We start from the raw sequence: 11345 nt of genomic DNA on the forward strand, positions 1-11345 counted from the left end.
ATTGCAAAAAAATCAAAAAAAAATTGCATTTCATCGTAAAAAATCCCATTCTAAAGGCTTTTGGGGCAGCGATCGACATATTTAGTCTATATTTCTAATGAATCATAAATGTTTGATTTAGGAAATTTTCCTTAAATTGGGGAGCAAAGTGCAGAGCTATCAAAAAATAAAAAAGAGGAGAAATCGAATTAAATATTCGGTTATGAGGTTTGCACCCCTTATCCTCGTTATTTATTTGATTATCGAAGCTTTCGCCACATTCCAGAAAGAAGACAAAAGCGCAGTCACAGTACGCAACAGGGACTATATCAAGGATATCACCCTTGCTATGGCGTATAAGCTGGATAACATTTTTACAAACTCGCTCAAGTCGATAGAATCACTTGCCAGGCTCAGCTCTAATAATCTTGAGAACGGACAGATGAGTTCGGTATTTCTTGCAGAGCTTGAAAAGATAGTGCAGTTCGACCACCTACGGTTTACCGATTCAAGCGGTATGGCACAGCTGACTTCGGGAAAACAAGTCTTTGCCGGCAATAAAAAATACTTTACAGACGGCATGACGGGCAACAGCGGCATCTATATCGTAATGCCCTCGCAAAAAGAAATCGCAAATATCGTCTTTTATGCGCCAGTCCTGGTCAACGATAAAATTGCAGGCGTCCTCGCCTCGTCGTTTGACGAAAACACGATCAGGCGATTACTGGATTACAAGGTTTACGGGGCGCATGCGTCTGCGGGAATTGTAAATACCGAGGGCAAAAGCTTCTTGCCTCTGGAGTCCATGGTCGTCCCGCAAAACGTAACCCAGGGAATCCCGAAAGACAATTTCAAAAATTTTCTAAGCACATCAAAGTTTGACGAAGAAAATAGGAACAACATAATTAACGCGTACAAGACGCTTACTCCGTCTAGCTACAAGTACGATGGCAATACAGATGAAATCCACGGGTATATCGCCCCACTCCACACCGTCCCTCTAAGCGTTTATTCAAACTTCCCTATCGAAGCTGCCAAAAGCCTTTATTCCATGGGCATAAAAGCAGGCCGCACATTGCAATTCCTGCTCATCTTCATTTTCGTCGGCTACATCGTTTATCTTTTGATCATCCAGTTCTTTATACGGCGTTCTGATTCACGCGAGAACCGCCTAGCAAGCTACATCGCCAAAGCAGAAAATGCAATTGCCAAAGCCATGATCTACGTTGATGCCGAAAATGGAACATTTGAAGATCTGTCCGTTATGCCGATGCCATTCCCAAAGACCGGCAAGCTAGAAAATCTCGAACAAGGTTTCATCAGGTGCAACGACGATTTACAAAATGGAGAAGAATTTAAATCCTTTTTTGAAAACGTGATCAAAGAACGCAAGGTCCTTGCCCATATACCAAGCGTTGTATTCTGTAGCCCCCAACCCAATGGAACAAAAGAGTTCATCACGATGGTCTATATTCCGGTCGAGGTAAAATCGGACCTCGTTTACAAAGGCATTATTTTATTCAGAAACATCACTGCAGAAAAATCAAAGGAAATAGAAGCCAACAAGAAACTCACTCAAGCCCTGGCCGCCGCCCGCGACGCAAGTAAGGCCAAAACGACGTTCCTGTTTAATATGTCTCATGACATCCGCACACCGATGAACGCCGTAACAGGCTTTACCGCAATGGCCAAGAAACATATAGACGAACCAGAAATGATCAAGAGGTATCTTGAAAAAATCGATGTCGCCAGCCATCAGTTGCTATCGCTTGTAAACCAGGTTCTCGAAATGTCGCGTATCGAATCAGGAAAGATCCTCCTCAACAACCAGAAATGCGACCTTGAAAGCATTATAATGGCTTTGTCTACAACTTACGGTTCACACGCAGAAACAAAGGGGATTACGTTTGTCGCTACCGTTGCAAATATAGAACACCGGTATGTATTCATTGATAGCGACCGCATCAACCAGATTGCCGCAAACATCATTGGAAATGCAATCAAATACACTAAAGAAGACGGTTCCATCACATGCACACTTAACGAGCATCCTTGTGAACGAGAAGGATATGGCAACTATACATTGACCGTAGAAGACTCGGGCATCGGCATAAGTTCAGACTTTTTAAACCATATCTTCGATGAATTCGCCCGTGAAAATTCTACGACAGTAAGCCATATTCAGGGAACGGGCCTGGGCATGACTATCGTGAAGAAGCTCACCGATATTATGGGCGGAACGATTTCTATCGAATCGGAAAAAGGCCATGGTACAAAAATTTCTGTCACCATCCCCATGAAATGGTGTAATGAAGACAAGCCTGTCGTGATTGACCAGAAAAAAGTGGAAACGATCCCGCTTAAGGGCATGAAAGTTTTGCTTGTCGAAGACAACGAAATGAACCGAGAAATCGCAGAAGAGCTTCTGATGGAAAAAGGGATTATTGTCGATTGCGCAGAGGACGGAGACATTGCCGTCGAAAAAATCCGCAAGTCAGCCCCTGGCGAGTACGAACTCGTCCTGATGGATGTTCAAATGCCGCGCATGAACGGCTATGAAGCCACAAAACAGATTCGTTTGCTAAAAGATCCGAAAAAATCACGCATTCCAATCATCGCCATGACGGCAAACGCGTTTGAAGAAGACCGGAAAAATGCGTTTGATGCGGGCATGAACGGGCACCTGGCAAAGCCTATCGAAGTACAAAAACTTATCCAAACGCTTACGGAATTCAAACAAAATTGACCAATTTGCAAATATTTTATTATAATAAATAACAAACAAGGAGATAAATATGAAAACCAAATTCTCACGACTCACACTGTCCCTCGTTATTGCAGGTGTTTTTGCGCTTGCAGCAACGACTTTCACAGGATGTTCCATGTTAAAGAAGGTTCAGGCCGCAAAGATTCTCATCCAGACAAAGATGGAATACAAGGACCTCACCTTTGATTCTGTCGATGTCTACGAAGACATTCTTGATCTTGTGAACAACGGGATGAACGGCTTTTTGCCGAATCCGAAAGCTGTCATGCTGGTCAAGGACTTGTCCCAGAACATCATCAACAAGAATCTGGGTAACGCAAACTTCGATGTGTACCTGAACGCCAACAACGCCGGCAAGGACACCTTGTGGATCAACAAGCTTCAGATCGAAATTAAGTTCGATACGCTCGTAACACTTCCGCTCACGCTGAAGGACACCATCAAGCTTGCTCCAGGCGATAACGACCTTCACTTCAACGCGGCCTTCCCGTTGGATGCAAAAATCTTTAAATTTAAAGAAGTCCAATACTATGGCATTTCCGGCTTTATCGACGTTTCCCTCACCGAAGGTGGACAACCCGTTACTCAGGACTTCGAAATCAGGAGAGACGTAAAGCCTGAAGATGTCGAAAAAATCCAGAACCTCGTCCGCGACAGATTGTTCGATCTTCTCGTGAACAAGTGGCTGGGCTCTATTATTAAATAGGAAATCTATGTCAAAACGCAACTTTGTTCCGGAAAATTTTAATCCGGATGATGTAAAAGAAACTTCAAAATTATATCGCGCTCTTTTACAGCGTGATATTCCAGTAAATGTAGACAAGCTCCGTCAATGGATTTTAGACTGGAGCGAACTGGAATCGGTTTTTGGTGAAGTTAGTTCTCGCCGCTACGTCGCTATGACATGTGATACACGTGACGAAAAAGCGGCGAAAGCCTATGCTGACTTTGTTGAAAACATTCAGCCATTGATGATCGAATACGACGACAAGCTGAACCGCAAGTTAATGGCTCATCCGTCCAAGGATGCCCTCAAGGGAGAATTTGGCGAATGGCTTAAAGGCGTTCAAGTTTCGTTAGACTTGTTTTCTCCGGACAATATCCCTCTAGAAACCGAAGAAAACAAGGCCATTCAAGCTTATCAGAAAATAACTGGTGGCATGAGCGTCGAATTCGATGGCGAAGTCAAGACAATGCAGCAATTGGGCGCATACATGGAAAAGACAGACCGTTCTTTACGTGAACGCGCCTGGCGAGCTATGTGGGAACGCCGCCTCCAGGACAAAGATGCGTTAGACCAATCCTACGACAAGCTCTTCAGCATTCGCAAACAGATTGCCAAGAACTCACACTGCAAAGATTTCATCGATTACATATTCCTTGCAAAGCACCGCTTTGACTATACTCCCGCCGACTGCGAAGCTTTCCACGAAAGCATCGAGAAATTTGTTCTGCCGTTGCAGAAGGAAATGTACAAGCGCCGCGCCAAGAAGATGGGGCTCGACCGTTTACGCCCATGGGACTTGGATGTTGACCCGCTGAGCAGGCCGCCTCTCAAGCCGTACCAGAGCGGAGACGAGCTGATTGAAAAAGTCGATTCCATTTTCGAAAGCATTCACGCGCAAGCCGGCAAGTGGGCCCGTGAAATGCAGGCAAAAAAGCTTATCGATCCAGATTCCAGACTGGGCAAGGCCCCGGGCGGATACCAGATCGGTTTTGACGAAAGCCGCCTCCCCTTCATTTTCATGAACTCCGCCAATACGGACCGTGACATCTACACGCTGTTGCACGAATCTGGACACTCGTTCCATCAGTTTGCACTCGCGAACCAGCCGATATTCGCCTACCGCGATGTTCCCGCTGAATTTGCCGAAGTTGCAAGCATGAGTATGGAACTCATCGGCATGTCGAATCTGAAACCGTTCTACGGTGACAATCACGAAGCGATTGTCCGCAGCACCGAAGGCGAACTTGCCGACGTGATTTGGCTGTTCCCGTGGGTAGCAAGCATCGACAGCTTCCAGCACCGTCTGTACAACTTCCCGACGCATACCGCCGAAGACCGCAGCGATATCTGGAGCGAAATCATGGACCGCTACGATGCCGGTGTGGATTACAGCGGGCTTGAAGCTGTCCGCCGCAACCTGTGGCAAAAGCAACTTCATTTGTTCGAATGCCCGTTCTATTACATAGAATATGGCATCGCGCAGATTGGCGCTTTGCAGGTCTGGGCAAACTTCAAGAAGGATCCGCAGAAGGCCATCGACGACTTGTTCAAGGCCGAAAGCCTGGGCAGCAGCCGTCCGATTCCAGAACTCTTCGCTACTGCAAACATCAAGTTCGATTTCACGCCTAAAACGCTGGAACCCTTGATGCAAGTGGTCTGGGATGAGCTAAGTAAGTTGTAGGGCGTAAACTCAGCTTCTTCGCCTACGATCATGCCCGCCATAGTGCGGGCATCTCCTTTTTTAGCTCTTAATTACATTTTTTTTGATAAATTTAAAAAAAATTGAAAAAAATGCGCCGTAGGACTTGACAAACGAAAAAATAAAAGTTATTATTGGCGCACCTCCTCAATGGAGGTCATCCTAACGGAGGGATGGCCGAGTGGTTGAAGGCGCACGCTTGGAAAGCGTGTTTACCTTACGGTAACGAGGGTTCGAATCCCTCTCCCTCTTCTAAAATTTTTCGAGGTACCTTATGGCTGAGTCTCAAAGAGTTTATCTTGATGATATCTACGCTAGTGAAGAATGTCAAGGTTCGGTTTTCCGTGCTGTTGTCATGATGGCTCACGAAGCCCGCTTCATTAACAATCAGTCCAAGCAAGGTTATATCCAGCTCACGCAGAAGCCGACAACGATCGCTATGAACCGTTTCAAGGAACATAAGCTGACGATGGTTGAAAAAGGCGTTAACGACGTGACCGCTGATGCAGTAAAGGCTTCCGTTGCAGAAGTTGCTCCGACAGCAGAAGCTGTTGCAGAAGCAAGCGATGCAGCTGCCGATGCATTCTAATCTCGAAAAATGAGTGCTTAAAAAAGACCGCTTCCGAGCGGTCTTTTTGTTATTCTGCATTCAACATACTGATAGGCAATAGCCACGAAGTATTCAACAACTATAAACTTAACTGGATGGGGCTAAGCCCCAACCTCTTTGGCTCGGTTATAGCCATGCGAGCATGGCTGCAACGCTCGCCTTTTAAGGTTGCCTTCGGGACTAAGTCCCTCAGAATGACGAAACACCAGAATAATAAGCATCATCGTCATCCTGACGCCAAATTTAATTGCTTTTCAAGATTTTCGATGTTACACCGCGACGGATCTTGCCTGCGGCTCGTCCGAGAGCGTCAAACAATCGCTCTGGCATAGATTCTTCCAAGTTCTTGTTAGGAGTTCTACGCTTGGAAATCGATACGGGCTTTTCCGTAGTATCGGTTCGCTGTTCTTCGATTTTCCAGATGAAATCATCAGAGCGCGAAGGCATTGGGTTCTGCACGACATTTTTACCGACCGCCTGCAAATAAAGCCCGCTTTTGTAATTCTTAAGAAGCACCGCATTCGGCGTGTTCACTCCAGCATCTTCAAACAGGTACTTTTGATGAGCACCACCATTATAACCGTATGTCGAAGCTGTTACGCCTGCCGCGGTCGATTCGTTCGGAATATCGACCACGCGGTTTCCAAGCTGGATACGGTAAGTGACAGGCTTATCGCCCATTGAGTAAATCTTGACGAATGTAGCCGTATCAGCACAATCCATGAGTTCCAGCGCATTGCTTGAGGTAATTCCCATGCATTTCTTTGTGTCGCCGAGAGACTTGATTCTCCCCTGCTTGAAGAATGCTTCCTTGAAAATGTCCTGGTACATCGCGTTCACGATTTTCACATGATTGATAAGGTCCTGTTCGGAATGAACTTCGCTACGGTAATTGAGGCCGTACGGCCAAAAATGCTGGCTATCCCCTTTAAGTACGGCATCTTTCCCGTCGATTTCTTTGAGGGTTGCTTGGGCTTTTTCGCCCTTGAATACGCCGTCTTTGAACATCGCCTTGTATTCGGAAGTCGTGCCCATGCCAAGCGTATGCGCCATCTCGTGCATGGCGGTGCCGACAAACATATAATTGCGGTCCTTGCCAAAACGGAGGTCCCCATTACTGCTCGCTTCTGCAGTCGGAACGCCCGTGCTGTAATAAACTTCAATATGCTTGGAGAGGTCTGAATACTTGTTGTACAGGAAAACCGCCGAATCCATAGCGGCCTCGATAAGCGCATAGGCTTCGCGTTCATCATCGGTCGGATTTGCGGATTTATTCAAATGATATTCAATATTGCCGGCAAAAGCGCCAGACACAAGGAAGGAGAAAATTCCGAAAAAAAGCGAGTTTCTTACAAAAATATTCATGGAACCTCTTCCTATACACTAAATTAATCTATACAATTCCATATATAAGAGCAAGTAAAAAAAGTTTTTGAGTGATTTATTATCCTATTTCATAACCGATTATGTAATTTTGGCGTGGAATATCAAAAACAGGAGAAGCCCCAATGAAGGCTAAAATATTCGCATGTTCTTTAACGCTCGCACTCGCGGCCCTTACCGGCTGCTCGGGAAGCCAGAGCGGAATCAACCGTTCCCTTGGACAAGCCGATGCAACACGCTCGCTCGTCAACGACAACAAGCTCGATGCAAGCATGACATCGAACTCTTTCTCCAAGCTTGTTGCAGCCAAGGCCCTGAAGGAAGACGGTAAAATCGAAGAAGCCCAGGCGCTTGCAGAACAGAGCGAACTCGAAATGCGACTCGCCATAGCCAAATCCGAATACGAAAAGGCTAAAAACGAAGACAAGAAACTCGAAGAATCTCTCCGTGCCGACGAAGAACGCAAGGCACTTTACCAGAGCATTCTCGATAAGGAAACCAAGAAGTAAGGAGCCGCAAAGATGAAGACGATTAAGATTTTGACTCTCGGCGCCCTCGCCGCCTCCATGAGCTTTGCCGCAGACGCACCTTCTGTCACCCCTGTAGACCAGTGCAGACTCGCCCTCGACAATGCAAAGACCAATTTGCCGTCCAACGCTTACGCCGCAAAGCTTACGCTTGCCGAAGGCTATGGCACACTCAACGCACTCGAAACGATCTATGCTGACGACAAAAATTCCAAGCTGATTCCGACATTCCTGGAAAACTGCCAGAAATATGCCGAAATAGCAAAGCTCCAGGGCGAAACTCAGGCAATTCAGAACCATATTGCCGAGAACTGGGAAAAGCGCGCCGCCACAAACCGCACCATCGAAGCCATCCAGGAACAGATTGGTGAAGCCCGTAGCGGCAAGGTCTCCGACCTCGAAGCCGAAAAGCAGGCGATCAAGGCCCAGAAGGACAAGCTCGAAGCCAGCAAGAACGAAGCTATGGACAAGCTAAACGCCCTCCAGTCCCAGATGATCCAGGTGACGAAGGACGCCCGCGGTATCATCCTCTCGATGTCCGACATCTTGTTCGACGTGGGCCGTGCGACCTTGAAGACCGACCTTATGACAAGCCTTGCAAAGATTGCCGGTATCCTCTCCGTCTACCAGCAGTTTGACGTGTCCATCGAAGGCAACACCGACAACACCGGTTCCGAAGAATTCAACATGACGCTTTCTCAGCAGCGTGCCGAGAACGTGATGAACTTCCTCGTGGAACAGGGCATTGCCGAAACCCGCCTCACCGCCAAGGGTCTTGGCATGACCATGCCGATTGCGGACAACTCCACCAAGGAAGGTCGCCAGAAGAACCGCCGCGTGGACCTCGTTATCACGGACCGTACGCAGAAAGTGAAGTAGTTCGGTAAACCGAATAAGACAGGAGTCACCCCGGCCCTAGAGCCGGGGTCGCTTTTTTATACAGGAAAATCATCAACTTTTTGATAGAAAAGCCTTTTAATCAAGTCTATTTTTTCTAAATTAACCCACGTAACTTTTAAACCGGCGGCGCAAGTCGCCAATCAAAAACAAGAGGTAAAACAAATGGCAGTTTCTTACAAGGAACTCGGCTTGGTTAACACCAAGGAAATGTTTGCTAAGGCAGTTAAGGGTGGCTATGCTATCCCGGCTTTCAACTTCAACACCATGGAACAGATGCAGGCCATCGTGCAGGCCGCCGTTGAAACCAAGTCTCCGGTGATCATGCAGGTCTCTAAGGGTGCTCGTAACTACGCTAACGGCACCATCCTCCGCTACATGGCTCAGGGTGCTGTTGAATACGCCAAGGAACTCGGCTGCGCAAATCCGCAGATCGTGCTCCACCTCGACCACGGTGACTCTTTCGAACTCTGCAAGGACTGCATCGACAACGGTTTCTCTTCCGTGATGATCGACGGTTCTGCTCTTCCGTACGAAGACAACATCGCCCTCACCAAGAAGGTTGTTGAATACGCTCACGCTCACGACGTTACCGTCGAAGCTGAACTCGGTGTTCTCGCTGGTGTTGAAGACGAAGTCCAGGCTGAAGAATCTCACTACACCAAGCCGGAAGAAGTGATCGACTTCGCAACCCGTACTGGTTGCGACTCCCTCGCTATCTCCATCGGTACTTCTCACGGTGCATACAAGTTCAAGCCGGAACAGTGCACTCGCGACCCGAAGACTGGCAAGCTCGTTCCGCCTCCTCTGGCATTCGACGTGCTCCACGCTATCGAACAGAAGCTCCCGGGCTTCCCGATCGTGCTCCACGGTTCTTCTTCTGTCCCGCAGGACGAAGTTGACACGATCAACGCCCATGGCGGTAAGCTCCCGGATGCAGTTGGTATTCCGGAAGAACAGCTCCGCGAAGCTTCTCGCTCTGCTGTCTGCAAGATCAACATCGACTCTGACAGCCGTCTCGCTATGACTGCCGCTATCCGTAAGTATTTCGACGAACATCCGGAACACTTCGACCCGCGCCAGTACCTCAAGCCGGCTCGTGAAAACATGAAGAAGATGTACATGCACAAGATCGTGGATGTGCTCGGCTCCAACGACAAGCTCTAATGAGACCGTTCGCGCCTAGAATCACATAGAAATATGTGAGTGGCGCTCACTCTCGCAAAAGCCCTCGGTTAATACCGAGGGCTTTGTTGCTCACGGAAGACCGCTCGGCTCTATCGCAGATTTAAAATGTGATATCGCCTTGCTCTCGCAAAAGCGTGCAAAACGAGCGTCGCGAAATTATGCTTGCATAATTTCATGACCGAGTGAAGCCGCGGACGCAGAAAGCGTCAATCGCGACCGGTTAATATCGGTCGCTTTTTGCTCACGAGTAAGCGCAAAAGCGCCACTCTAACAAAAGCTTTAAATTGTTCCAAGGCGAGTGCCGCGCTCAAGCTTGCTTGAGCATTGCCGAGCCACAGAACAAAGCAACGAAGTTGCAAAACCGCTAGGCAATCGCCTGGCGGTTTTAATTTTTTGAAGAAACCAAAATTACAATTAATCCAATAACAGATACGGATGCCGCAGCAATCCCAACCTTCGTTATTGTTGAAGCGGCTTCTGATTTCGCATTTTCTTCAGCAACACAATCTTCATATTGCGTCTTTTCCACAGAAATAGCAGAACAATTTGTCGAAGCACATCCTAACAAGTTGCAGCAAAGAATTGCAGACAAAAAAGTAAATACAAAAGACTTGAGCATGGAATGTAATATAAAAACTTTTGTTATATTAAAAGCAAATAAAAAAGGATTTTATGTTTATGCTCGGAAAGTGCAATCTTTTATTTTTTATTTCAGCTGTTCTTTTAACTTTGGGTTCCGTCGCCTCGGCAAACAAATGCACTGATGCTATGTTTGGAGCGAATTCATTAGTCCTTCAGGATAAGGCTCGTATTGATTCTTCTTACTTTAACGAGCGTGGAAACGAATGGACTCACAAATATATTTACAATGAAAATGGGCGATTAGAACAAATGCTTTTTGATTCAAAAGAAGGTTCAAAAACCGAAGTTCTTTACTTTTATTATGACACAACAGAAACAGCGCTCAAAAATAGAGGCTCAGAATACATCATATTGAACAGCAATACTCAGGACACTATGTGCATTCGTCTAAAAAATTATTACGATGGGGCGTTCCAAGGGGAACAAATCAGCAAAAGAACCTCAAATTACGCAAGTTCAGAAACAATAGAATCATCGACACATTGGTTCTCGGAACGAATTCTAAAAAATGATACACTATTTGAAATCGAATACTTTGATTACAACACAGATTCCGTACGGAAAAATCAAGATCTAATCATTGCCGATTCTACAGACGATTTCAAATGTTTCGAATACAGAGGTGACGACAATACAGTGAATCCCATAACTTATAAGCCCAATGGAAAAGGCTATTCTATAAGCATTGACGAGGGAACCTACCACAGAGAATTTTTCTTCGTGAATACAGACAAAACAACTTCCATCCGCAAAACGGTAAAGCCTGTTAAAATGGCTCCCCAAGCTCGCTACTTCGATCTGCTTGGCCGTTATAAGTTCAGCAAGTAAATCCTGGATCCTTCGACTCGTTACACTCGCTCAGGATGACACATCACCACAAATTCATTACACACTCCACATTACACATCTCACACCCCATACCCCAA

10 protein-coding genes and 1 tRNA gene are annotated in these 11345 nt (G+C 46.5%); 9 read left to right on the top strand and 2 right to left on the bottom strand.

Annotation, left to right across the window (positions count from 1 at the left end):
- Nucleotides 1-202: 202 nt before the first annotated feature.
- The 5 genes from B7990_RS04205 (at nt 203) to B7990_RS04225 (ending at nt 5761) form a co-directional block, all read left to right on the top strand.
- Nucleotides 203-2725: an ATP-binding protein gene (locus B7990_RS04205; protein ID WP_088639755.1), complete on the top strand. Its 2523-nt coding sequence runs from the start codon at nt 203-205 to the stop codon at nt 2723-2725.
- A 49-nt stretch (nt 2726-2774) separates the two neighbouring features.
- Nucleotides 2775-3452 carry a hypothetical protein gene (locus tag B7990_RS04210; RefSeq protein ID WP_088639756.1) on the top strand — a complete coding sequence of 226 codons (678 nt, stop codon included), beginning with the start codon at nt 2775-2777 and terminating at the stop codon, nt 3450-3452.
- Between the two features lie 7 nt (nt 3453-3459).
- Nucleotides 3460-5154, top strand: coding sequence for a M3 family oligoendopeptidase (locus B7990_RS04215; RefSeq protein ID WP_088639757.1), 1695 nt, complete (start codon nt 3460-3462; stop codon nt 5152-5154).
- A 185-nt stretch (nt 5155-5339) separates the two neighbouring features.
- Nucleotides 5340-5424, top strand: a tRNA-Ser gene (locus B7990_RS04220).
- A 22-nt stretch (nt 5425-5446) separates the two neighbouring features.
- Nucleotides 5447-5761 (top strand): hypothetical protein, encoded by a 315-nt coding sequence (locus B7990_RS04225; protein WP_088639758.1) that lies wholly within the window; start codon nt 5447-5449, stop codon nt 5759-5761.
- Nucleotides 5762-6025: 264 nt separating this feature from the next.
- Here the strand turns inward: B7990_RS04225 and B7990_RS04230 are convergent, their stop codons facing one another.
- Nucleotides 6026-7147, bottom strand: a complete 1122-nt coding sequence (locus tag B7990_RS04230; RefSeq protein WP_254917315.1) for an RICIN domain-containing protein — start codon at nt 7145-7147, stop codon at nt 6026-6028.
- A gap of 143 nt (nt 7148-7290) precedes the next feature.
- On the opposite strand from B7990_RS04230, the gene B7990_RS04235 reads away from it, so the two are divergent.
- From B7990_RS04235 to B7990_RS04245, 3 genes are all read left to right on the top strand, one after another.
- Nucleotides 7291-7674, top strand: a complete 384-nt coding sequence (locus tag B7990_RS04235; protein ID WP_088639759.1) for a hypothetical protein — start codon at nt 7291-7293, stop codon at nt 7672-7674.
- Between the two features lie 12 nt (nt 7675-7686).
- Nucleotides 7687-8571, top strand: a complete 885-nt coding sequence (locus B7990_RS04240; RefSeq protein ID WP_254917316.1) for an OmpA family protein — start codon at nt 7687-7689, stop codon at nt 8569-8571.
- 183 nt (nt 8572-8754) lie between these two features.
- The gene (locus tag B7990_RS04245) at nt 8755-9756 is read left to right on the top strand and encodes a class II fructose-bisphosphate aldolase (protein WP_088639760.1); all 1002 of its coding nucleotides are present in this window, start codon (nt 8755-8757) and stop codon (nt 9754-9756) included.
- A gap of 406 nt (nt 9757-10162) precedes the next feature.
- On the opposite strand, the gene B7990_RS04250 is transcribed toward B7990_RS04245, so the two are convergent.
- Nucleotides 10163-10369 carry a hypothetical protein gene (locus tag B7990_RS04250; protein WP_176407185.1) on the bottom strand — a complete coding sequence of 69 codons (207 nt, stop codon included), beginning with the start codon at nt 10367-10369 and terminating at the stop codon, nt 10163-10165.
- An 80-nt stretch (nt 10370-10449) separates the two neighbouring features.
- Between B7990_RS04250 and B7990_RS04255 the strand changes: the two genes are divergently transcribed.
- Nucleotides 10450-11247 (top strand): hypothetical protein, encoded by a 798-nt coding sequence (locus B7990_RS04255; RefSeq protein ID WP_088639762.1) that lies wholly within the window; start codon nt 10450-10452, stop codon nt 11245-11247.
- The last annotated feature ends 98 nt before the right edge of the window (nt 11248-11345 follow it).

This window comes from Fibrobacter sp. UWB4, assembly GCF_002210345.1.
Classification (GTDB): domain Bacteria; phylum Fibrobacterota; class Fibrobacteria; order Fibrobacterales; family Fibrobacteraceae; genus Fibrobacter.